The sequence below is a fragment of the Vibrio sp. ED004 genome, assembly GCF_023206395.1.
In the GTDB taxonomy this organism is placed as follows: domain Bacteria; phylum Pseudomonadota; class Gammaproteobacteria; order Enterobacterales; family Vibrionaceae; genus Vibrio.
In genome coordinates, this window is record NZ_CP066150.1 from 814239 (window position 1) to 837935 (window position 23697).

Below are 23697 nucleotides of genomic sequence, written 5' to 3' on the forward strand. Positions count from 1 at the left end.
TCCAACAATGAGTTGACGGGACAAATCGTCCCATGTGAACATGGTTAACACTTTTTTGCCTCTTTTCATTAACGTATATTTTCAGAGGCTATACATCATCTATATAACATTAGCAGCGAATGTAGAAAAATATTTGAGAGTCGACTATGAAAGTAACCTTACGTAAAGCTCAATCGTGTGATGTGGATTACCTTGTACATCTACGTGATGTCACTATGCATGATTACCTTATAGAAGTTGGGGGGGATGTATCACGCGAAGCCTACGAACGTAATATTATGTGGAAGTATGAAGAAGCAGCGCAAATCATCCAAGTAGATGGTCAAGATGCGGGCTTCTGGCGGGTGGTATTTGAAGAAGATAAGGACCGCTACTACTTAGACCTAATTCAGGTTCATCCCGACTTTCATGGTATAGGTGTTGGCGGAACTTTAATTCGCAACCTAATCGAACAAGCTCAGCCAGAGGGCAAAGATGTAGCTTTGTCCGTTTGGAAGATAAATTTGGCAGCTCAACGGCTATACGAGAAGTTAGGTTTCGTAGTTTATGGTGAAGACGGCGACGAGTGGTTACTAAAATATCAAAAAGAAATTTTCGATTAGTGCAAAATAACAATTGCTGAATCGCTATTTCGACCGTTGACTTTTTATGAGGCTAGTGGCTAAAACAGATCTGCCCCATTGTTGGTTTCATCAAAAAGCCTACGCACTCAGTTGGGTTAATTTTGACCAAATATATATATAATCCGACACCCAAAACTCATAAAGTACGAAAATGGGTGTCAGAGTGCAGTTTTTGACTCAAATGAACTCGCTGGTTTTTGCTCTGTAAATCGCACTGAAATCGTTACAAACCATAGCTAAAACCTTCGTTAAGAGCGTTTGACTTGCTATAAGTGCTGTTTCTGAGCGCAAATTGACGGATTTTACATAATAGGAATAATGAACACCTCAAATTCATCATATACTTCGCTTTTGAAAAATCATTAGGGTGCAAATTATGGTTGATACAAAGGGTGAAGTTCTAACTGACATTTGGAAGAGTGCTCAGGAACTACAGCAAGACATTGAGCTTGTAAAAAGGTCTTTTGAACAATGGGTCTCTAAGAATGATACGGGACGTAGTTCAGAAGATGCCGCATTTGAATCTCTTTGTGAGCATTGTTGCTCTGCATTAGCCTCTAAAAAATTAGACCTAATTTTAGAAAATTGCTTTAAGAAGCCTACGGATGAAGACTGTGGTTGGGTAAGGAATTAAAGTAAGAACGGCTCCCAATCGGGAGCCGTTCTTCGTTATAGGCAGATTTCTTAATTTTAATTGAAATCTTGTGTCCAATACGATTGAATGCCTGATTTTGCAGGTTGAGTGTCTCTAGATGCAATTCCGACCTTCGTATGACTTGCCCCCATAACGTTCTGGCAATGCCCCTCATGACCAGCCCAGCTGCTATGACCTGCATTATTTACTTGTCCGTCACTTCTAGGGGCCGTGTAACCAATAATCGGAGTGATTGCTGACTTAGATTCGAGTACGAATGCGTTTTGCCCTGCACTAAGAGCCACGAAGTGCCCTAGTTTGTTTTTATTGTATTGTTCATCCGAATTTAATTGAGCATTGTTTTTCGAAGCATCATCCCAAGCGACAGGAGGAACTGCTGGATAGTTACCTGCTGAATAGCCTGTGGTTGCATCACAGTAACGGACAGTAGATCGCGCACAGTTAGTTGCAATGACAGTTTGATATTGAAGGGCACTACTTGATACACCTTTAGGTATGTTTACAATCTTACACCAATTTTGACTTGCAACCCCAACACCTGGAGCCCCACCAAAAATGTGACCAGATAAAATATCTTGTTTGTTCAATGAATTAAAATCAACCAAGTTGTTACTTGAAGTGAAGGAGAGCTTTACGTTTCCGTTACTATCAACTGTGAAAAGCTTCTTGCCAGAAACTGTTGCTTCAGACATTAAATTTTGTGACAAAATACCCAACCAAGAATCACCAAAATTAGAAGTTAATTGTTCACCATACTTTTTCGCAATAAATTCATAGGTTTCAATAGGCGTACTAGAACCATATTGGTCTAGTGAAAAAGCTGTGTTAGGTTGATCTAACTTTAACTCTTCATCGATAATGGCATTATTAAAACTATAAGAATAATCAAGGGTGTTGGTACATGTGTTTGCAATATAATCAAACTTATATTTTTCTATTTTCCCATTCACGACAATCTTATTATTATTACGCTCAGCAATGAGGTTGGTAGCTTTGTAACAGTCCCAATGCCCATTATCGTCTTCAATTACCGTGGCACCATTAATTTGACTCATTGTAGGGTACTTTGATGTTATAAGTGTAATTGGCGTTGAAGTAATGTCCGCTCCTTGGAATGGCGGGAATTTAGTTGATGTAGATATCTTGTCAGTGTTTTCGAATGTACTCACTCCTGAAGAGTTAGCCTTTTCTAAAAAACCTTCAATCAGAGTAAAAACATTTCCTTTAATGTTCGAATAGTTGTTACCACTCGTTGTAGTGTTACCACTCGTTGTAGTGTTTGATGTGGATTTGTTTGAGCTGCCACTACTAGAGTTACAACCAGAAACTAAAATAACAAGTAGAGTGCTTACTAGTAATTGATGTGATTTGTTCATCTTAATCTTTCATAGTGATATAAATTTAGTTTCAAAATACACACATATAAATCATATCGCATTAGAATAAAGTCATTTATCAACAGTGTCTCACTTTTGAGACGTGGTTGTATATGGAGCTATAGTTTTCAGTAACAGAAATAAGAATCACATGATTAAATTGAAGATAAAGTTCACTCTATGACATTCTATAATGAACAAACCTCATATCTAAAAACTGGGTTATCTGACCTACAAGGGGCATGGACTTTATTGAGAAATGAAGTAGGTTGAGTCTCTTTGTTTTCGGCCGTAGGCCGCTCAGGCGACACTGTCGCCGGTTCAGTCGAGTGTTAATTGAACACTTTCACGCTGTTTCCGCTATTTAGTTATTCGTAATATTTCAGTTCAATCTGAAGTTCCAGATAGTGTTAAAAGTCTGATTGATGATGTTTATGAGTGTTTGGCTGATTTAGATTTTACGTAATGGCACTTAGTCCGTACCTAAACATGAACCAATCTTTTTGCTAGTACGATTTTACTCATCGTACTAACTCTCCACAACTAGCTTTACCATACCTTTAGTTATCCATGAATTACTAATTTAGGGAAGTCACTGACAAACTTTTGCCCCATTTCCACTTATAATTAATAAGCACACACGTGGCACTTCGTAACACAGAAGTGCCCCAAAGTGAGCCAGATAGGGATTGAACTCAGGTTCAAACTCAGGAACTTGCCTTACTTTTCCTCAGACCTAGAGTTTTAACTTTGTCCCCAAATTTCTAATCCACTAGACCATTAGATACTGATCTTCAATCACAGCTACGCACGAATACATTGTTTAAGTGTTTCTAAGCTATTGAATAGTCGATAACTAAATGGAAGTTCTTCAGTGATAACGTGCCTTGAATAGGAAGCAATGTGTGTTTGCACGGTTTGCACCTAAAAAATCGGATTTATACTGTATTATATACTTATTTTTCAGTTGGTTAAGCAATGATTTGGGGGTATGCTGAAAGTGTAAATTCGTGCCTGCACGATATTAAAATGTTATGTTTCATTTCCATTTTCGTAGTTGCAAATTTAAGGAATAGATTTGATAAATAGACATTCATGCAACGGTTTTATATTTGATGTAGATGCAACTCTTGTAAACACCACACTGGTTATAAATAATATTTGGAAAGAATGGGCCGGACTAAGCGGAATAGAGTTTTCAATTGTATATCCACACGTGCACGGAAGAAAAATTTGCGAAACTTTAGAATTAGTTGGTTCTCAATACGCAAATTTGAATGAAGAAAATGTAGTTAAAAAAATCGCAATAAAAGCAATGGAATCAGCTACTGCAATTGATGGTGCATTAAGTTTTGTAGAAAATATACCTAAGTGTTCATGGGCAATAGCTACGAGTGGTCCAAGGAAAGTTGCAGAGACAAGTTTGCGTGCATCTGGTTTTAAGTTGCCTACGAACATGGTATGTGCCGAAGATGTTAAATTTGGTAAGCCACATCCTGAACCATTTATACTTGCATCTAAAAAACTAGGTGTGAATTCGATGAGCTGTGTTGCTTTCGAAGATTCTCCTGCTGGTGTCAAATCAGCTAAAGAAGCAGGGTGTTTTACTGTAGCTATATTAACTAGCCATAAAGAATCTGAATTAGCTTTAGCTGATCTAATTGTTAATGGCTTTTCAGATCTAGCAATTGAAAACAAAAACGGTTCGTATGAGCTATGTTGGTAAAGACATAACAAGCTGTTTAAACTGATAAAAAACAGCTGGCCATCGCTTCGCGATTATAGCCAACCGTTTTTGAATAGAAACGCTATATTTGGTCTTGAATTTATACGCATGGTTATTTGGGCTACAGTCCTTTTCTCCGCAGCTTATTTATCTAGTCAGTACTACATACCACTTCTCAAATTGTGATTTATTATACGAAGGCCCTTTCGGGCCTTTTTTATTCAAGACCTATGTTCTTCATCTGATAGCCACTCGTCGCTAAACCTCTATTTTTTGTCGTATTCCATAGAAATCATACTTTGGTTGTTCTATTTCTTAATGTTAGCTATAGCTCTCGCTAAGCCAAGTAAATGAGTGGAAGTCTTAATTTCTAGCTCAGACTAGATCCCCAATAGCGCTATTCCTGCCAATATTTGCTGCGGTTTAACCACTTGTCCAGTCGGCAGCTCCATAGTGTCGTATAACATTTTAAACTGTATCCAATCTTCATTAATGCTTAGTTCTTGACCTTTTCCCATTATCATAAGCCTTTTGCACACGGGTGGAGTTGGATTTCCCTCATCCCAACCTGTAACTGTTCTCGCAGATTTAAACCACAGTTCAGTAACCTCTTCCTTGGTTATTTGGCATTCTCACTTATTTCGCGATACTTCAATGATAAAACCTCAAAGAGCAAAAGGTCGCACTGTGTTAGAGCTGTGTGCGTAATTAAACATAATATGCACTAGTAATCTTTCTGGCATTAAAATAAATCCATGATTTAAATTTATTGCATACAGACTGATTGCATAAATACGTTGACCGACACCCTACCGCCATAGTGCTGTACAAATAATCAGCATGTTTATTTGTACATATAACGCTAATAAGCATAAATACATTCATAAGGGACCTAAAATGAAATCTCTGTTTTGTACATTAATAACTCTTTCTATCGTAGGTTGCTCAGTATCAAACGATGAAAGAACCACCTATATTGAAAACTCTAGTCCTTCACTAACTGTTGGGACTGAGACAAACGCTGTCGCTCAAATCGTATTTGACATACAAGAGCAAGGCTCTGCTAGACAAATGCTTGTAGTTAACTTCCCTAGCGTCCCTTATAAATCCGAGTTTGATTTATGTGCTGAGTCTGGCTTGTATAAAGACTTAGAGTCAGTTACTACAAATAAAGATGGGAAAACGTACCCAAAATATAAGGACGCTAAGTTTGATTGTAATTCGAGCATGACTCTTCAAAAAGGATTCAATGGTGGGTATAAGCTTGATTACAATTTAATATTTTTAAAGGGCTACAACGTCGCAGACATGAAAGGCTACGATAAGCTATTGCCTGAATCTCGCCATATGGCTAATAACTCATATTCCGTCACAAAAATTGGAGCCGAACTAATCCAGAGCGTAATGTCTGAGGGGACGGTGAAGAAAGCGATAACTGTCACAGCTACTAAGTTACCTTAGCCAGCACCAACCATGGGCAAATGAAATGATTTTCGCTTGCCCATGTGTTGCAATTGAAACGTAAACAAGGACCGAAAATGCAAAAATACTGGCTTCTTTTCGAAAAGTCATCAGACAACATTTTCACACCCAATATCGAGATCTACTAAGATATTACGGGAGAGGTATATTGTAATGATAACGCTCTACCAAGCCATAAGTCATTGAAAGCGAGACTTAAGTAGTCGAGTGACTACCTTTCTCGATACTGCATTCAAAGCCAGACCTTCTTCAAATCCCTGTCATTTTTGCTAATACTCTTGCCAACTTATAAGCTGAGTAGAGGTTTAATTTCCAGTTCAGATTGAATTCCTAACAATGCGATTCCTGCCAATATTTGCTGCGCCTCACGGCCTGTTGGCGGCTCTTTATGTTTGAGTTTTAGCTATCACTCAATAGAGCGTTAACTTTCAATTCTTCTACTTCGCATAATTCGAAGGAAACAGTGCTCTTTTCGCTTCTTCATCACGTTCGGTTTTAAATTCAACGTCTTTGCCGGTTTCGCGGGCACGTAGTGCGGCTGGGCGGGTGTTGATTGCGTTAAACCAACGCTTTAAATTCGGGTAAGGTTCTAAGCCTTCTTCACCAAGCACAACAGATGCTTTATCAATCCAACCCCATGCGGCTACATCGACAATGGTGTACTCATTTCCGACGATAAATTCACGACCTTCCATATGCTTTTCTAACACTTCGTAATGACGTTGTGCTTCACGTAGGTAACGGTTTACAGCGTAGTCTAAGCCTGCCGGCGCAGCATGGCGGAAGTGTACAGATTGGCCTGAATAAGGACCAAGACCACTCGCGATAAACATCATCCAAGAGAGCAGTTCGGCTCTGTCTTCAGGTTGTCCACCTAGCTTGCCTGTTTTCTCTGATAGGTACAGAAGGATAGCGTTCGAATCGAAAACACGTTGTCCTTCGTCTTCAATGGCTGGTGTTTTTCCGTTCGGGTTTATTAAGCGATATTCCGGCGTGTGTTGTTCGCCTTTTAAGGTATCAATGGGAACGAGTTCAAAATCTAGACCTGTCTCTTCTAGAAACAGAGCGATCTTCATTGGGTTTGGTGTTTGGTGAAAATAGAACTTAAGCATGGGGTAACTCCTTGTATTGGTAATTCATTAAAGCACCGCTTGAACGATCGTTCAATAATTGATTTTAAATTATTTGAAAATCGGTTGATGTGTGTTTTAAATCTATGTACCTAAAACTTCGTTATTTGAGCGAGGATTAACATCGCGCGATTCAGTGTGTTGAGTTTTAAGTTTTTGAAAAAATTAGCTTAAATCTGCTTCTTTGATACGTTGTTTTATGTGGAGTTCGGATTTGTGATGGGTGTTTTTTGGCGGGATAGGCGTATGGAATCTGCAGTCAGATATTCCAACAAAAACGTTGAGCACTGGTTCAAACCAGAATTATCTGGATACACAGGCTTATCGGTAAGTTCAAAATCGTGATCTGCTGCCACACCTTATGCAACAAATGAATATAAACGTTAGAAAATAAGGTGTGCTTCACGGTTTTTTAATCTTAGGGACTTACATTGGTGAGCAAATCTGATGTGAACACTTAACGACACAGGATCTTTCCATGAAAAAGAACATTATCGCCCTCGCTCTTGGTGGCATGCTCGCTTTTGGCGCAATACCTTATTCTTTTGCAGCTAACGATGGCGCAGTTCAGGCTTCTGCGGATTACGCGCAGTTGGTGACTAAGCGACAAGTTGTCGACCAATTACTTCTTGATGCGTTGCAGGCGTTTAAGTCTCCGGCAAGAATTTCTCACGCGGGCTTCACGGCTAAAATGCCAAGCAACATGGAAATTGTGACGAATCGATTGCTAGAAGCTTATCAGCTAGAACCTTACCGTACTGACTTGCTGATCTCGGCAGCGAACGCTCAGATCTACAACAAGAATGCAGAGCGCGCGATTGAATTGTTTGAACAAGCGCTGACGGTTGCACCAGATGATGTTGACCTTCACGCTTACCTTGCGGTTTGGCAGCGATTTGAAGGCAATGAAAGTGAATCCAATAAGCACATGGAGAAACTGGAAAGCCTGAACAAAGGCAAAGCAGAAGACATCAAACGAATTTTTGCTACGGTCGACCGCGTATTAGAAACACCGTTGAAAGAGTCTGCGAATAAAGGCTTGCTCGATGATCATGGCGCAATCGTTACATTGGGTTATGCGCTTAACCCAGACGGCTCAATGCATCAGATCTTGATTGAGCGTCTTGAGACAACATTGGCGATGGCTAAAGCGAACCCAGATGCGATGATCGTGTTAACGGGTGGTGTGCCGAAGAACCATAAGACTGAAGGCAAGTTAATGGCGGATTGGCTTATCGAGAAAGGGGTAAGCAAAGATCGCATCATCGAAGAGAACTACGCGACCAGCACGGTAGGTAATGCCTTGTTTAGTAGCTATGCACTTGCACGTCATGATATTAAGCATGCGACTATTATCAGCTCGGCAAGCCATGTTCGTCGTGGTCAAACTCTATTTGAAATCGCTAGCTGGCAAACCGGCCCTCAGGGTATCACCTTTGATACGGTTTCGTACCCAGACAAACCACTCGCAGATCTTAAGAAGGCGAGTGATGGTGAGCTACTAGGTATCTACCGTGACGCTCTTAGAACGTATGGTATGTGGAGCTATCGCTCTTACCCATTAGAGTCTCGCTAGGCTTAGGGTTACTTCACAGCAGGCAAAGTATAAGTTGCTAGTACAATCGAGCACAGCTAGATGGTATGCTGTGCTCCTACTTAATTTAGTGTTTCAAAGGCAAAAAAATGAACCCGATTTTAGCAATGTTGAAAGAGAACAATATTAGCGACGAGCAGATCAGCGAGCTATTCAAAACGTTGACCGAGAACCCTCTTGCAGCAATGGCGACGATCAGCCAACTTGGTTTACCACAAGATAAGCTTCAAATGCTGATGGGTCAGGTAATGCAAAACCCTGCGCTAATCAAAGAAGCAGTTGAAGAACTTGGCCTAGATTTTTCTAAGGTTGAAGCCGCTAAAGAGCAACTTCAAAAATAATAGAGTGTGAATGAGCGATTTTGTTAGCGAGCAATAACCAATTCGGTTAACTGTTCTTGAGATCGCGAATTAGACTTGAGTAAAAAGCCGTTTGAGTATCAATACTTAAACGGCTTTTTTGATCCTGCATAGAACAGGTTAGACAGGGAGACGACAAAAACACTAGCTCGATGTGACTCCCTCGCTTAAATCATGTAATTTCGTTTTAACACTCATGTTTCAATAAACTGGAATTCTGGCGTTGCTCATGAAATCTAACTTAAGCATTCGATCTTACACCAAGCAATTTAATACTCATGCCCATGATGGTTACCATCAACTGGTGCTGCCTATTCAGGGGAGTATTAGTATTGAAATGGTGGGATATGTTGGCAAGGTTTCTGTCGGTGAATGTGTGGTGATTCCAGTCACCACAGCGCATGCGTTTAAGGCGGATGAAGCGGCACGGTTTATTGTTGCGGATATGATGGAGTTACCGCAGCACTTGTTAGAGCATGAGCTATCAGTTTTCACGATAACGCCACCTTTAATGAGCTTCTTGTTGTTTGTTGAAAAGCAGTTGGAATATCAAGTCGATAGTGGCATTGAGTCATCTATTTTGGATGTGTTTTCACTTTTATTAGAGCAACAAGAAGTGAGTAAGAGTATCGATCCCCGTATTCGTGCGGTGCAAAGGCTCATTGCGGATAATTACGCCCAACCTCTCTCTATTTCTCAACTTGCAGAAACGGCATGTTTGAGCCCGACTCAGTTTAAGAAACGCTTTAAAGAGTGCATTGGAATCAGTGCGCTTAAATACATCACTCGCTATCGTATGGAGAAAGCACAAGCCTTGCTAAGCCATACCGATTTACCCGTTCAATTGGTCGCAGAAAGTGTGGGTTATAGCGACTTGTCTGCATTCAGTCGTCGTTTCTCTCAGTACTTTGGCATGTCTCCAAGGGTGTTTTTGGGCTCGATGAAAGAGAGTCTTCCAAAACAATAATAGCGTCCTTTTGGCAAACTAAATTTAGTATATGTTCACTATTATCTATATCAGAAATGAAAATAAACTAGGTAATAGCAATGAACCTTGCCATCAATCGCGTTAACGAATTCCAAACGGGCACTTTAGCCATTGTGTTTGCGTCTGTTTTATGGGGCACGACAGGCACAGCCGCAAGCTTTGCGCCTTATCTCAGCCCATTAGCGATTGGCGCATTTTCGATGGGTGTTGGCGGCTTAATGCAAGCGGGCTTGGCATATCGAAAGATCTTATCTTCACTTGATAAGCTTTTGCTCAGCAAAAAGCTGTTAGCGGTGAGTGCTCTGGCTTTGGCGATCTATCCTTTGGCTTTCTACTCTTCGATGAAATTATCGGGTGTCGCGATGGGAACGGTGGTGTCGATAGCTACAGCTCCGTTCTTTTCTGCACTTTTAGAGTGTCTTATTAGCAAAAAGAATAATATCAACAAACGTTGGCTCATGAGCTTTGCCATTGGCGTGGTTGGTATTGGGTTACTGGTGTTTTCAGAATCATCATCGACGAGTGAATCTGGCGACGACCTGAAGCTTTTGGGCATTGGGTTAGGGTTGGTTGCTGGTTTGTGTTACGCCATTTATTCGTGGGCGACAAAAGCTCTGATAGACGAAGGCATCAAGTCGCAAGCGGCGATGGGCAGCATATTCGGATTAGGAGCGATGCTGTTGCTGCCAACGCTGTGGTTCACAGGGGATAACCTGTTCGCGTCAAATACCAACATATTAGTTGTGAGTTATTTGGTGTTACTTCCTCAATGTTTGGGCTATATCGCTTTCAGTTTTGGGTTGCGACATGTTACTGCAAGTAGCGCAAATTTGATTACCTTACTTGAGCCAGTTGTTGCCGCTGTATTGGCTGTGTGTATTGTAGGTGAGCTTATTCCATTGGTCGGATGGCTAGGTATGTTCTTGATAGTGATGTGTTTATTCCTCCAATCTCAGCCGACTAAAAAGCCGTATAAGTATTTGTTAAAGCGAGATTTATTGAATTAAATTCATGCGTGAATCTTATAATTGAATAAAATGAGTATCTCAGTTGCGAGAGTACTGTTACTATCGCTATCAATAGTCGGGGGGCATATACCTTAGTTGGTGTTTGCTGAGATCGTTATTCGAGACCCGTTGAACCTGATTCAGTTAACACTGGCGTAGGGAACTATGATTACTTTGCCTACGTGGTTCAACAATGATCTCTCATTGCTTTCACCTCCACACTCTCTTTGCGGCCAAAGTTCGGTTCTCTTGCGTCTTTTAGACAGTAGGAGCGACCATGACACAGCATTCCAATTCTCAAGTATCACCTAGCAGCATTCAAACACCAGAAAACCCATCTTCTTCGATCAATACTCCGGTTGTTTTGACCATTGCGGGTTCTGACAGTGGTGGCGGCGCGGGCATTCAAGCTGATATTAAAGCCATGTCAGCTACGGGTAGCTTCGCTTGTTCGGTGATTACCGCTATTACATCTCAGAACACCCAAGGCGTGTCCGCTATATTTCCAATCCCGCTTGAGCATGTCGCTAGCCAGCTAGACGCAGTGTTTACCGATTTGAATATCGTGGCAGTAAAAGTTGGCATGTTGGCCGATTCGCAAATTATCAAAGTCGTCGCGGACAAAATCAAACAATACCAACCTAAACATTTAGTGATTGACCCTGTAATGGTCGCGACAAGTGGCGACCTTCTTCTAGAAAACTCGGCTATTACCACGCTAAAACAAGAGCTGATTCCGCTCGCAGACATCATTACTCCTAACTTGCCAGAAGGTGCAGCACTTACTGGTAAAGCCGTTCCTGAGAGCGAAGTGGAAATGCAGGATATGGTTGAAGACCTGCGCGCTTTAGGTGCTAAAGCAGTCCTGCTTAAAGGTGGTCACTTGGAGAAAGATGAAAATAGTAACGACTTACTGATTCTGCCAACCACATCTGCTCTGATTAGCGCGAAGCGTTTTCCTACCAAAAACACTCATGGCACGGGTTGTACGCTCTCTTCTGCTATCGCTTCTTTCTTGGCTCAAGGCAACACGCTTCCCGAGGCTGTCGACTTAGGTAAACAATACATTTCACGCGCGATTGCTCATGCAGACGAACTTCAAGTTGGTCAAGGTCATGGCCCGGTAAATCACTTCTTCGCTGGGCACGGTAATGTCTGTTAATACGATTGGCGTTCAACTCAGCAACGCGACTTTGCGTTACCGAGATAGTGAGCATGCGACCTTATCTGGGCTATCACTTAGCCTAAACGCAGGTAAGTGGACTGTGCTGCTTGGTCGCAGTGGTTGCGGGAAAACCACGGTATTGCGATACCTAGCAGGTTTACTCGATGACAAAGTTGAGTGGCAGGGCATATTGGCAACGTCTGATGAACTACCTCTAACCGATCGCATCGCTTACATGGCGCAGCAAGATTTATTACTGCCGTGGTTGTCGGTTATCGACAATGTGTGTCTGAGCTATCGTTTTCAAGATTCCGCAGGTAAGCATCAAAGCCAAACATCCAATAAACAAGCTCAAACTAACCAAGCATTGGAGTTGCTAGCGTCGGTTGGTTTAGCTGATTACGCGGATGCTATGCCGGATCAATTGTCTGGTGGTATGCGTCAGCGTGTTGCTTTGGCTCGCACCTTAATGCAAGACAAGCCAGTTGTGTTGATGGACGAACCTTTCTCAGCGTTGGATGCGGTAACAAGACACAAGTTACAGACCTTAGCGTGTGAACTGTTAAGAGATAAAACCGTTGTGTTGATTACCCATGATCCACAAGAAGCGGTACGTTTGGCGGATAACCTGTATGTGTTGCAAGGCACACCGGCGAGTGCTCACTCTTTATCTGTGCCTCACACGTCAACGCCACGAGTACTCGATGGGGAATGCGCTGAGCTACAACAAGCGATTTTAGATCAGTTGGAGCGTGATTATGAATGATTTAACGCGAAGTGAAGCTGTGGCTCGTTCAACCAACAGGCAAGCTAGCACAGCACATCCTCGTCAGATGAATCCCGTGATGCGTTTGGTCATCAGCAGTGCTGTGATTCTTGGTTTGTGGCAAATGGTGGTTGTTATCTTCGAGATGCCAAGCTTCATTCTGCCAGCTCCCGCTGAAGTCTTCCTCAAGCTGATTGAACGCTACGATGTGTTACTCAAACACACTTGGGTGACCGCGCAAGAGATCTTACTTGGACTATTGCTGGGCTTGTCCATGGGGCTGTTTTTCGCCTTGCAGATGTTGATGTTTGATCCGTTGAAACGTTGGCTGTTGCCTATCTTGATTGCCAGCCAAGCGATTCCTGTGTTTGCGATTGCGCCAGTACTGATGCTGTGGCTTGGCTATGGTATCGCCTCCAAAGTGGTGATGGCGGCAATCATTATCTTCTTCCCTGTGACTACCTGTTGCTACGACGGCCTGCGTAATACTCCGACGGGTTATCTTGATCTCGCCAAGACGATGGGCGCATCGAAATGGCAACTGCTTCGTCATATCCAACTGCCTGCAGCACTGCCAACATTAGCGTCTGGTATTCGTGTCGCTGTAGTTATCGCCCCGATTGGTGCGGTTGTCGGTGAGTGGGTGGGTTCGAGTGAAGGGCTAGGTTACTTAATGCTGCAAGCCAACGCGCGCATGATCATTGATGAGATGTTTGCGGCCTTGTTTATCTTGGCGGTGCTCTCTATCTCGCTCTACTTCATCACAGACAAATTACTCAAAAAAGCTATCCCTTGGGAGAACCAGTGATGGCTAGCTCAATAACTCTTTGTTTAATAAAGCTTCGCTCAAGGCTATTTATCTAAACAAGCCTCGTTAGAAGTTAGATCGACAAACACAATAATAATATTCAAAAGGAAAGGTTAACTATGAAAAATACCAAATTGGTAGGTGCAGTGGCACTGCTTGCTTCGCTAGTTTCAGGTCATGCATTAGCGGATTCTGAACAAAAGAAACTGACACTGATGTTGGATTGGTTTGTGAACCCGAACCACGGCCCAATTGTGATTGCTCAAGAGCGTGGTTACTTTGCTGACCAAGGCTTAGAGGTTGAAATCCAAGAGCCAGCTGACCCAAGCACACCAGCAAAACTGGTTGCAGCAGGTAAGGTCGATCTTGCAGTCACTTACCAACCAAGTTTAACCATGGATGTTGCGGCAGGCTTGCCTCTCGTTCGTGCATCAACCCTTATCGCGACACCACTGAACACACTGATGGTTCTGGATAACGGCAAGAACGATTCTTTAGCGGATCTGAAAGGCAAGAAGATCGGTATCGCGATTGCGGGTAACGAAGAAGCGACGATCGGCACTATGCTGGCTCAAGAAAATGTTGATTTTACTGACGTGCAAACCATCAATGTCGGTTGGGCACTGTCGTCTTCACTGGCATCGGGCAAGGTAGACGCAATCTGGGGGGGCTTACGTAACTTCGAAACTAATCAATTAGCGCTTGAAGGCTTTAAAGCAAAAGCTTTCTTCCCTGAAGAGCATGGTGTGCCAGCTTACGATGAGCTGATCTTTGTGGCGAACGCAAAGAAACACGACGACGAAGCCATCAAAGCATTTAACAAAGCACTTGAGCAAGCAACAACTTACATCGTGAACCACCCTCAAGATTCATGGAGTGAGTTTGTGGCGTATTCACCAGATACGTTGAACAACGAACTTAACCAACGCGCGTGGAACGACACACTGACTCGTTTTGCACTTCGCCCTTCAGCTGTAGATATGAAGCGTTACGATGATTACGCGCAGTTCATGTTCGACAAAGGCATTATCAAATCACTACCAAAAGCCGCTGATTACGTACCGACTTTTGACTAAGGAATCTCATGAAATACCAAGACTTAATCCAAGCCTGTCAACAAGATTGGCAAGACTACACCGAGCATGATTTTGTTAAAACGCTGGCAAACGGCACTCTCGCTCAGCCGTGTTTTCTGCATTATTTGAAGCAAGATTTTCTATTTTTGAAGCAGTATGCCCGCGCTTATGCATTAGCCATTTACAAGGCTAAAACCTTGGCAGATATGCGCCGTGCTCTGCCAAGTGTTCATGCTCTATTAGATTCTGAAATTTCACACCACGTGACTTACTGTGGTCAGTGGGGGCTAACGGAATCTGATTTAGAAAACGAACCTGAAGATTTCGGCACTGTTGCCTACACGCGCTACGTTCTAGATGCCGGTATGACGGGTGATCTTGTCGATCTCTATGCGGCACTGGCTCCGTGTTCAATTGGTTATGCCGTGATTGGTAAAGCGCTATTAGAAAGCAGCGATACTGTTTTAGAAGGCAACCCATACGCGAGTTGGTTACAGCTTTACGGCGGAGAAGAGTTCCAATCGAGCGTGGCAACGGGTGCTGAGTATTTCAATCAGCTACTGGCTGAAATTGATATTAACAGCGAACGCGGTCAGAACATCGTTCATATCTTTAAAACGGCAACACGTATGGAAGTGGCTTTCTGGCAGCAAGGTCTGAATGCACTTGATGACTCGACAGCGGCTTAAAAGCGATTTTCACGAATAAGGATTAATCCATGCTAACTGAACAAATCATCCAATTGCTGCGCGCAGTACGAGACCAAAAGCCACTGGTTGTGAACATGACCAATTACGTAGTGATGAACAACACGGCCAATGCGTTATTGGCAATTGGCGCTTCGCCTATCATGGCGCACTCACAGCAAGAGTTGGCAGAGATGATGTCTTTCTCTGGCGCTTTGGTGATCAACATCGGCACGCTCGACAGCGTTTGGACGCCAAGAATGTGCTTCGCGGTTGAACAAGCTAATGCGAACAACAAGGTGGTTGTTCTTGACCCTGTGGGTTGTGGCGCAAGTACACTGCGCACCGAGACTTCTCGTGAAATCGCACGTTTAGCGGATAAGTTGATCATTCGTGGTAATGCGTCTGAGATTATCGCACTAGCGGGCGAGCAAGCGCAGAGCAAAGGCGTTGATGCGCTTGATAGCAGTGATGCCGCATTGGGCGCTGCACAGTGTTTAGTGGCTGAATACGGCGCGAATGTGGTGATTTCTGGTGAGACAGATTACGTTGTCACCAAAGACAGCGTGGTGACGTTAAACAATGGACACCCAATGATGCCGTATGTGACGGGCATGGGTTGTACCTTAACGGCATTGACGGGCGCATTTGCTGCTGTTGGAGATGAAAGTGGTTTGGCGGCAGCGGCGGTATTAGGCGTAGTTGGTGAAATCGCGGCTGAAAACTCACGTGGCCCGGGTAGCTTGCAAATGAACTTGCTTGATGAGCTATATCAGTTGGACGAAGAGACTCTGATTCAACGATTGAAGATTCAGTAGGGTTAATCTAACTCTACGCCACAAGTTAGAAGCCTAACTTAAAACGCTTAAGATAAAGAAAAGCCCCCGACACTTATGTGCTTGAAGTGACCCCGTAAAGTTGGACATTTCTGTTAAGCGGCTTTCAAGGCCTGAGTTCGATATTCCATCGGAGTCAGGCCTTTTAGTTTCACTTTTATACGTTTGGTATTGTAGTACTCGATGTATTCTTTAATTTGCTCTATCAGAGCATCTGCATCTTCAAAGCTTTGGTTGTGATACATCTCTGTTTTGAGTAAAGCAAAAAAGTTTTCAGCAACAGCATTATCCAAGCAGTTACCTTTTCTCGACATGCTTTGCGTTAACCCACTCTCCGCTACCTTTTTCTGATAGTGTCGATGACGATATTGCCAACCTTGATCGCTATGTATAATTGGCTTTGAGTTGGGTTTAAGCGTAGATATAGCCTCCGTCAGCATATCCGTGACAAGCGGCAAACAAGCATTTTTGGCCACTCTATAAGCAACCACTTCCTGAGTAAACAAGTCGACAACGGGAGACAAGTATACTTTCTGCTCTTTGACTTTGAACTCCGTGACATCAGTTACCCATTTTTCATCGGGTTGAGTCGCACTAAAATCTCTTTCAAGCACGTTAGGAGCAGTTGTTCCAGACTCACCTCGGTATGAACGATACTTTTTAATCCTGACTGTCGATTTAAGGTTGAGCTGAGCCATAAGCCTTTGAACCGTTTTATGATTGAGCACGAACCCCTGATTTTTTAATTCCAAGTGAATACGGCGGTAGCCGTATCGGCTCTTATGTTCATGATAAATTGACTTTATCAACTGCAGCTCGTTCGTAGCTATTTGGGCGCTTGCTTGTTTGAGCCTGATAATAAAAGACACTTTTTGCCAGCTGTAGAGTGTGCAGTAAGTGCTTCAACGGGTACTGGCCTTTAAGAGTTAGAGCTATGACCGCTTTTTCTTTGTTCGACGGTTTTTCCTGCTCCAACTCTTCCAACTTTTTAGAACGGCATTCTCGGTTCGTAAGTAGACCAACTCCTCTTTTAGCTCCTCAAGTGTCATTTCATTATCAGGCTTAGTGGTACGTTGAGGTTGCTGTTTCATTGAGGGTCTTCCTTTCTGGCGCATTTTGAGCCCCTTGATACCGAGCTCATTAAATCGTTTGAGCCAGACAGAGAGTATCCCAGGGGATGAGAGGTTTAATACTGCGCTAGTGTGCGTGAGAGACCATTCATTCGTCCACATTAAATTCAATGCTTTTCGTTTTGTCTGAGCAGTAGCAGCATGCTTAGTTGGTAAAAATGAAGCAGTGCCGTGGATGGCAAACACTTGAGCCCAATACCGAACCTGTCTTGACGAAATTGAATATTGTTTGGCTAAGTAGAGATGACGTGCCATCTAAGTATTGCTTAGCAATGATACATTTTAGCTCTCGGCTATATTTGGACATAAAAAGACCCCCAATAATTGGTGTCCAACTATTGGGGGTCAGTTCAGCTTGGGGCTTTTTATTATTGGTTTGGAACTGTGCTAGCTGTGTATAGACTGGCTAGCTAGGTTCTAAATCGATTCACTTGGCTCTCTAGATGATGGGCAACCTCGGTCAAGTCGCTTGCTGCACCTGAAATGCTGCTCACTGACTCTTGGTTACTTTGCGCGATGGTATTGGCACCTTGCGCATTCTCACCCAGTGATTTGGTGAGACGATCCTGCTCATCAACCGATACTGCGATTTGGCTGTTGGCCTGATTCAGATCTTGGATGTGTTGATTAATCACATGTAAGTTCTGAGAAGCTTGCTGTGCCTGAGTTGAGGCATCGGAAACCGTGCTGTGGCTCTCTTTGATCGACTCTAACGCATCTTTAGCGCCACGCTGTAGCGAGGTGATGAGTTCATCAATCTGGCTAGCAGAGTCTTGAGTACGCTTAGCGAGCGTTCTTACTTCATCGGCTACTACTGCAAATCCGCGACCTTGTTCACCTGCACGCGCAGCTTCAATCGCCGCATTCAATGCCAACAGGTTGGTCTGCTCAGAAACGCCTTTGATTACTTCAAGAATGGCACCAATGTTCATCGACTCTTTGTGTAGGTCGGTCACCTTCTGGCTGCTGACCTGCATGCTTTCATCGGCGCTGCCAATCTCATGCAGTGTCTTGTCGACTTCTTTCAGACCCATTGCGACATTCTCGGTCGCTTGGTTCGCCACTTGAGAGGCGTGGTTAGCACTTGAAGTAATTTCTGATGTGCTTGAAGCCAGTTGGTCAACCGCGGATGAGATGTTCATTATCTCACTGTTCAACTGTGTTGCGTTGGTCGAGCTGTTATTAGTCACTTGGTTAAGTGATTCAGACATCTCGCCAATACGCACACTAGAGCGGTTCACTTGACCTACGATGTCGCGCAGAGATTCAATGGTGATCTCCATGTTTGTTAGTAGTTCGCCAATCTCGTTTTTGCTCTCAATGTTCACTTCAACGTTCAGGTTACCTTGAGAAAGCTCATTGGTGATCTGTTTAACCTGTGCGATGCCTTTGGTAATAGAACGAGTCACTAACACGGCACTTGTCATGCCGATAACCAAAGCGACGCCCGTTAGCAAAATGATGATCTGAATCGAACGCTTTTCGCTGGCTTGCAGCTCTGGTGTTAACGTTTGTTTCTGTTGCTCTAGAATGCTCTGAGCATCAGCTACCGAAATCGCTAAGCTGTCGCCAATAGAGGCGAGGGTCGCGGTTCTTTGAGTGTTCTCAATCATCTGTTGATGAACTTGCTCAAAGCCTTTCGCGTACGCTTCACGTTGGTTAGAAAAATCTTCAATCAGTTCACTTTGATAAGGAGATGATTTAAGAGATTCAATATCACCTTCGATACCTGGCAGAGCATATTCAAAAATGTCTTTACCGGCTTCATAGGTTTTGAGGTCGTTGTTGTTTGAGTAACTCAGCACAGTGATCTTGGCGGCGAGGAAGTTCTCCATCAACATGCCCGCGTATAAGCTCGCGTTTGGATCATTGTTATTGTATGACTCATACAACAAGCTCTGAGCCGCTTTCAGTGCATTGGTTTCTCGTTTGACCATCTCAACGTTGACCAGTTGGTCAATGAGGAGCTCACTCTGTTTCATTGACCCATAAGCCACATCAAAGGCCGCCACGCTGTCTTGCACTAATTGCAGGCTAGCTAGGCTATCGGTTTTGGTGGTGGATTGGATTAAGTTGTTGAGCAGATCATCAATCGCAAGTTTGCTTGATTGATAATTCGTTTCGTACTGTTCATCCAATGACTCTAAGTAACGTTCAGAAGCTAAACGCATCTGAAGAAAGTGCACTTGAATGTTGCTTGATAATGTCGCTTTTTGGCTGAGCTCACTGTATTGGCTAAAGCCGTTCGACAAGGTTTGGATACCTTTGTAACTCACAAAGCCTGAAATGACGAAAAAGAGCAAGCAGATGGCATAACCCAGCTTGATCTTGAGCGCTATAGAAAGGTGGCGCATAACTATCCCTATATTTACCTGATTCCTTCACTGTGGAGTATTTCATAAAACAGCGTTCTGGGCATGCTTGAAGTGAATTCTTTGTGTAATAAGTAACGCTTTAGTTAAAAAATTCAGATTTTTCGGCACGCTTTCAACGAGTTGCGTATCTGATGGTGCGTGTGTCATTGAGCTAATTTAGTATTAACTTCCATGCACATGATGTGATTTGTCGGTAAAATGGTGCAACGCCAATTTTAGACATCGACTCCAAAGGTACGAAATGAACCCTTATAAGCTCTACTTAGTAACGGATGACCAACAAGATTTAGAAACGCTTAAGTTCGTGGTTGAACAAGCGGTCGTGGGTGGCGTCACTATGGTCCAAGTAAGAGAGAAGCATGGGGACGTAAGAGCCTACATTGAACGAGCACAAGCGGTTAAGTCGATTCTGGCTGGCTCCGGTGTTCCGCTGATCATCAATGACCGAGTGGACGTTGCATTGGCTGTCGACGCCGATGGTTTGCATCTGGGTCAATCGGATATGCCTGCAGAGTTAGCACGTCAGTTGATTGGTCCGGATAAGATTCTCGGGTTATCGATTGAAACTGAACAACAGCTACAAGAAGCCGATAGTTTACCGATTGATTACATTGGGCTCAGTGCGCTTTTTGACACACCGACCAAGACGAATCTAAAGAAACACTGGGGTTATGAAGGCATTCAAATGGCTTTGGAAACAACGAAGTTGCCAATTGTGGGTATCGGTGGAATCAACGAGTCGAACATTCCGCAGTTGGTTCAGACAGGTATTCATGGATTGGCCTTGGTGTCAGCGATATGTCACGCTGAAAGCCCAAAACAAGCGACGCAGGATTTGCTATCTCTAATGGGAGAGTGAGTGTAGAGAAGCTAGAAAACAAATGAAATGAGTCATTTGTTTTCTAGTTAGAGCGCATTAATGCACTCGCAGTAGTAGCCAATAAAATATGTGCCTATCTTACTGAATACAAAGAGCAACCGTGCCGATAATCATCAGAGCGATGGCAGCATACCAACCGTATTGCGAGGTTTTATCAGCAACAAACACCTTAATGTAGTTGATCTCTTCATGCGCCATCGCAATAAAGTCTGTGTAGTTAATCGACAACTCACGGCTAGCTTCTTTCAGGTCTTGTTGAAGCTTGTTGAAAGACTCATCGATGAAGCCTTTTGTTTCCGACGCAGACGGAGTAGCAGTTAACGCTAGGCTATTCCAAACAGCCATACGCGATTCATATTCGCTTTCACTGACACAATTAAGTACGCGTAAATCATACTCTCGTTTGTTACGCTCTTTACCCATTTTCTCAGGGCAAATATTTCTTAAAACGTTCACGACAAATTTTCCAAAAGGTTCATTTAGATATAGAAAAGCACTCAAAGAGCGCTCATAAACTGGGGCGAATTAAATTCAAAAAGTGATCTAATTGAAGCTGTCATCAGTGGCTGCAATGCACAACACTCATGTGGGAGATTTGAAGTTAGGTCAGTGGTGTTAAAGAGCGATTTGGGTCTGTCTACATTCTTTTGAAAAGACAAACCCGTTGGGATCGCAGTGTAGTTAGGTCACTTTGGGACATCAACTAGGGTGTTTTGTCCAGACGACAAAGATATTTATCGGTGAAACGTGTAGAAATGCGGTAGTACGGAAAAATGCACTACCGATATTGAATCTCTGAATTGACGACTTTTTCAAAAATAGAGAGGCTTTGAAGAGCAGAGGAGTTTTGAAAAATAGGGGAGCTTTGAAGAATAAGGTGCAACTAGTTTGCCTGCCATTGATTGTATTGCAGTGAGTATCCTTCTAATTTCTCAATTAAACTGGTTAGCACAGGTCCGTTAATGTGGCTTCGTGATACTAAACAACCGACAGGGGTTATCCAGCCGCCATGCTCATGTGCCACTGGCAGAGCAACTAAGTCACCTTTCTGAATACCTTCCATCACCATCATTTCAGGCACATTGGCCCAGCCAACGTTTTGCTCAACGAGATCAATAATTGTTTTATGATTATTGGCATACCAGAGCATTGAGCTAATTCCATAGGTGAACCACAGCTCTCGTTGTTTTGAGCTACGATGCACGCATTGGCGGTAACGTTTTAGGTCTGAATCCTGCACCACGGGCATCTGGCTGAGTTCGTGTGTGGCGGAACTGACGGTCAGAAAGCGTGCTTGGCCAAGTAAGAAAAAGTCCATATCTACCTTAAGCTCACCATCCGCATAGATGATGCCTATCTGTGCTTTTCCGCGCCTTACTAGGTCTTCCACATCGAAGGTAGAGGTCGTAATAATATCGAAGTGCGTAATTGGAAATTGATCCGCTAGTGAACTGATTATCTTGATGAAATTCTTATCTATGATGCTCTCATCCACAGCAATGACCAGTTCGTGCTCATCTTCTTGTGTCAGTGATTCTACTTTTTGATCGAAGTACTTTTGTTGGTCGAGAATCGACTTGGCGACAGGCAATAACGCTTTACCTGTGTTGGCCAAAACGGGGATGTTTTTCTCTCGGTTAAACAGTTCTTGGTCGATGGCAATTTCTAGGTTAGCGCTCGACTGACTAACGCCGGATTGAGCGCGTTTCAGCTTGCGTGCGGCTGATGAAAAAGAGCCACTTTCACACACTGTGACGAAGACTTTTAGTTGCTCAAAACTGTACATGCTACTTCTCGCTCAATACCAAATGGGGTGATAATGTTCAGGCTATCACTATTCGTGATGGCTGTTAACTTTCTCTTATTATTTCCGATGACATAATCCTAGCTAATCCAACACATACTAGATTATTTAGAGGAATGTATGAGTACGTTAGAAAGATTGTTCCACTCAGTGTTATTCGAAGTCTTGGCCGTAACACTTTCAATTATAGGCTTGGCGATATTTACCGATCACGATGTGAATGCCTTATCAGGAACCATGATAGTTGTTGCGACCATCGCGATGATGTGGAACTACTGTTTCAATCGCATTTTTGATCGCTACTTCACGGGTGAAAAATCCAAGCGTTCGCTGAAATTGCGTATTTTTCACGTGGTGTTGTTCGAAGCTGGTCTGTTGATAGCGACTATCCCTGTGATGGCTTACCTGCTTAACGTGGGTATATGGCAGGCGTTCTTAATGGATATCGGCGTGACCATTTTTATTACTATTTACGCGTTTGTATTCAACTTGATTTACGATCATGTTCGAGCATTCTGGGTACGCAGAGCCGATTTGGCCGTTCAGTAACCTGCCAAGTCAGTAGACGCTAGTTTGGCTACTAACCGATTGTTTATTCGTTACTTTGACGAAGGCATTCGATTGGTAAGCCTAGGTTACTCGTCATTTATTCTGCTATCTTAAATAAGGTGATAATTTGAGTTCGTGAAAGAATAGATTAAGAGGAAAGGATGCCTAATACCCCTCAAATGACGGTTGTAGACAAGAAAGAAGTCGAGCTTTTTGCTGAGCTTTTTAAAAATATCGACGGCGAAATCTATACCTTGCTACGCAGTGCCAAAATTCCCAATGACATTCTCACCAGCAGTGATAATTACGAGTACCTCCCTGAGACCACCATTAAAAATGTGGTCAATATTATGGGTGAGTCGGCGTCACGAGAAGAGTTTGCGCTGTTTATGTGGAGCTTTTGCAAACAAACCTATGTTCCTAGGTTTGTTGCTAAGCTGAGTCATCAGGATTCCCTAAAAAGTGCACTCGACCAATTTTCCGATCAATTAAAGCAGGTCTCAAATGGAGCAAACCTTTATACCAAGCAGTCTGGTGGCAAATGGTGGTTTGTTCGCGAGAAGCCATTTACTAACGCACCTTGGTTTAAGTTCGCTGAACTGTTCTCTGTTATTTTTATTTTCAGCCCTAAACCACCTACTTCAGTAGGTGGTTATCATTCAGTTTGGCTTTGCCTGTAGTT

23 protein-coding genes, 2 pseudogenes and 1 riboswitch are annotated in these 23697 nt (G+C 43.1%); of the genes and pseudogenes, 17 read left to right on the top strand and 8 right to left on the bottom strand.

All coding sequences use genetic code 11. The features are described 5' to 3' along the window. Window positions 1-146: 146 nt before the first annotated feature. Together ITG10_RS21095 and ITG10_RS21100 are read left to right on the top strand one after the other, a co-directional pair. On the top strand, window positions 147-602 hold the full coding sequence (locus tag ITG10_RS21095; protein ID WP_017630762.1) for a GNAT family N-acetyltransferase: 456 nt from the start codon (window positions 147-149) through the stop codon (window positions 600-602). A gap of 397 nt (window positions 603-999) precedes the next feature. After that, window positions 1000-1257 carry a hypothetical protein gene (locus ITG10_RS21100; RefSeq protein WP_017630761.1) on the top strand — a complete coding sequence of 86 codons (258 nt, stop codon included), beginning with the start codon at window positions 1000-1002 and terminating at the stop codon, window positions 1255-1257. Window positions 1258-1313: 56 nt separating this feature from the next. Here ITG10_RS21100 and ITG10_RS21105 read toward each other — a convergent pair whose 3' ends face one another. Further along, window positions 1314-2654, bottom strand: a complete 1341-nt coding sequence (locus ITG10_RS21105) for a CAP domain-containing protein (RefSeq protein WP_248387134.1) — start codon at window positions 2652-2654, stop codon at window positions 1314-1316. Between the two features lie 1081 nt (window positions 2655-3735). Here ITG10_RS21105 and ITG10_RS21110 point away from each other — a divergent pair. Next, on the top strand, window positions 3736-4380 hold the full coding sequence (locus ITG10_RS21110) for an HAD-IA family hydrolase (protein WP_026084348.1): 645 nt from the start codon (window positions 3736-3738) through the stop codon (window positions 4378-4380). A 308-nt stretch (window positions 4381-4688) separates the two neighbouring features. On the opposite strand, the pseudogene ITG10_RS21115 reads toward ITG10_RS21110, so the two are convergent. Then, window positions 4689-5003: pseudogene (locus ITG10_RS21115) on the bottom strand (regulator). Window positions 5004-5277: 274 nt separating this feature from the next. Here ITG10_RS21115 and ITG10_RS21120 point away from each other — a divergent pair. Next, window positions 5278-5841 (top strand): hypothetical protein, encoded by a 564-nt coding sequence (locus tag ITG10_RS21120; RefSeq protein ID WP_248387136.1) that lies wholly within the window; start codon window positions 5278-5280, stop codon window positions 5839-5841. 458 nt (window positions 5842-6299) lie between these two features. Here the strand turns inward: ITG10_RS21120 and ITG10_RS21125 are convergent, their stop codons facing one another. Beyond that, window positions 6300-6974, bottom strand: coding sequence for a glutathione S-transferase family protein (locus ITG10_RS21125; RefSeq protein WP_017632160.1), 675 nt, complete (start codon window positions 6972-6974; stop codon window positions 6300-6302). 496 nt (window positions 6975-7470) lie between these two features. Here ITG10_RS21125 and ITG10_RS21130 point away from each other — a divergent pair, with 496 nt between their 5' ends. The 10 genes from ITG10_RS21130 (at window position 7471) to thiM (ending at window position 16259) form a co-directional block, all read left to right on the top strand. Continuing rightward, window positions 7471-8568 (top strand): YdcF family protein, encoded by a 1098-nt coding sequence (locus tag ITG10_RS21130; protein WP_017632161.1) that lies wholly within the window; start codon window positions 7471-7473, stop codon window positions 8566-8568. 107 nt (window positions 8569-8675) lie between these two features. Next, entirely contained in the window at window positions 8676-8927 is a 252-nt protein-coding gene (locus ITG10_RS21135) for a DUF2999 family protein (RefSeq protein ID WP_004731647.1), read from the top strand. Between the two features lie 247 nt (window positions 8928-9174). Continuing rightward, window positions 9175-9912: an AraC family transcriptional regulator gene (locus ITG10_RS21140; protein WP_017632162.1), complete on the top strand. Its 738-nt coding sequence runs from the start codon at window positions 9175-9177 to the stop codon at window positions 9910-9912. A gap of 80 nt (window positions 9913-9992) precedes the next feature. After that, window positions 9993-10940 (top strand): EamA family transporter, encoded by a 948-nt coding sequence (locus tag ITG10_RS21145; RefSeq protein ID WP_017632163.1) that lies wholly within the window; start codon window positions 9993-9995, stop codon window positions 10938-10940. 67 nt (window positions 10941-11007) lie between these two features. Next, a riboswitch (TPP riboswitch) is annotated at window positions 11008-11119 on the top strand. Between the two features lie 98 nt (window positions 11120-11217). Further along, window positions 11218-12102, top strand: a complete 885-nt coding sequence (gene thiD, locus ITG10_RS21150; protein ID WP_017632164.1) for a bifunctional hydroxymethylpyrimidine kinase/phosphomethylpyrimidine kinase — start codon at window positions 11218-11220, stop codon at window positions 12100-12102. After that, window positions 12092-12871 carry an ABC transporter ATP-binding protein gene (locus ITG10_RS21155; RefSeq protein WP_248387137.1) on the top strand — a complete coding sequence of 260 codons (780 nt, stop codon included), beginning with the start codon at window positions 12092-12094 and terminating at the stop codon, window positions 12869-12871. Before thiD ends, ITG10_RS21155 begins: the two co-directional genes overlap by 11 nt. Then, window positions 12864-13679 (top strand): ABC transporter permease, encoded by an 816-nt coding sequence (locus ITG10_RS21160; RefSeq protein WP_017629737.1) that lies wholly within the window; start codon window positions 12864-12866, stop codon window positions 13677-13679. Before ITG10_RS21155 ends, ITG10_RS21160 begins: the two co-directional genes overlap by 8 nt. A gap of 119 nt (window positions 13680-13798) precedes the next feature. Beyond that, window positions 13799-14755, top strand: a complete 957-nt coding sequence (locus ITG10_RS21165; protein ID WP_017629736.1) for an ABC transporter substrate-binding protein — start codon at window positions 13799-13801, stop codon at window positions 14753-14755. A gap of 8 nt (window positions 14756-14763) precedes the next feature. Next, the gene (gene tenA, locus ITG10_RS21170) at window positions 14764-15444 is read left to right on the top strand and encodes a thiaminase II (protein ID WP_017629735.1); all 681 of its coding nucleotides are present in this window, start codon (window positions 14764-14766) and stop codon (window positions 15442-15444) included. 29 nt (window positions 15445-15473) lie between these two features. Continuing rightward, a complete protein-coding gene (thiM, locus tag ITG10_RS21175) occupies window positions 15474-16259 on the top strand; it encodes a hydroxyethylthiazole kinase (protein ID WP_017629734.1) in 786 nt (261 codons plus the stop codon). Window positions 16260-16372: 113 nt separating this feature from the next. On the opposite strand, the gene ITG10_RS21180 is transcribed toward thiM, so the two are convergent. The 3 genes from ITG10_RS21180 to ITG10_RS21190 form a co-directional block, all read right to left on the bottom strand. Continuing rightward, a complete protein-coding gene (locus tag ITG10_RS21180) occupies window positions 16373-17146 on the bottom strand; it encodes an IS3 family transposase (RefSeq protein WP_248387138.1) in 774 nt (257 codons plus the stop codon). Window positions 17147-17209: 63 nt separating this feature from the next. After that, window positions 17210-17662: a helix-turn-helix domain-containing protein gene (locus tag ITG10_RS21185; protein WP_248387139.1), complete on the bottom strand. Its 453-nt coding sequence runs from the start codon at window positions 17660-17662 to the stop codon at window positions 17210-17212. Between the two features lie 155 nt (window positions 17663-17817). Next, on the bottom strand, window positions 17818-19761 hold the full coding sequence (locus ITG10_RS21190) for a methyl-accepting chemotaxis protein (protein WP_017631331.1): 1944 nt from the start codon (window positions 19759-19761) through the stop codon (window positions 17818-17820). Between the two features lie 262 nt (window positions 19762-20023). On the opposite strand from ITG10_RS21190, the gene thiE reads away from it, so the two are divergent. Next, window positions 20024-20641, top strand: coding sequence for a thiamine phosphate synthase (gene thiE / locus ITG10_RS21195; RefSeq protein ID WP_017631330.1), 618 nt, complete (start codon window positions 20024-20026; stop codon window positions 20639-20641). A gap of 99 nt (window positions 20642-20740) precedes the next feature. Here the strand turns inward: thiE and ITG10_RS21200 are convergent, their stop codons facing one another. Next, the gene (locus tag ITG10_RS21200; RefSeq protein WP_017631329.1) at window positions 20741-21085 is read right to left on the bottom strand and encodes a hypothetical protein; all 345 of its coding nucleotides are present in this window, start codon (window positions 21083-21085) and stop codon (window positions 20741-20743) included. A 460-nt stretch (window positions 21086-21545) separates the two neighbouring features. Next, window positions 21546-22448, bottom strand: coding sequence for a LysR family transcriptional regulator (locus ITG10_RS21205; protein ID WP_248387140.1), 903 nt, complete (start codon window positions 22446-22448; stop codon window positions 21546-21548). Window positions 22449-22586: 138 nt separating this feature from the next. Between ITG10_RS21205 and ITG10_RS21210 the strand changes: the two genes are divergently transcribed. Both ITG10_RS21210 and ITG10_RS21215 read left to right on the top strand, forming a co-directional pair. Beyond that, window positions 22587-23015 (top strand): PACE efflux transporter, encoded by a 429-nt coding sequence (locus tag ITG10_RS21210; RefSeq protein WP_017631327.1) that lies wholly within the window; start codon window positions 22587-22589, stop codon window positions 23013-23015. Window positions 23016-23194: 179 nt separating this feature from the next. Continuing rightward, window positions 23195-23635: pseudogene (locus tag ITG10_RS21215) on the top strand (AraC family transcriptional regulator); the annotation flags it as partial. Window positions 23636-23697: the final 62 nt, after the last annotated feature.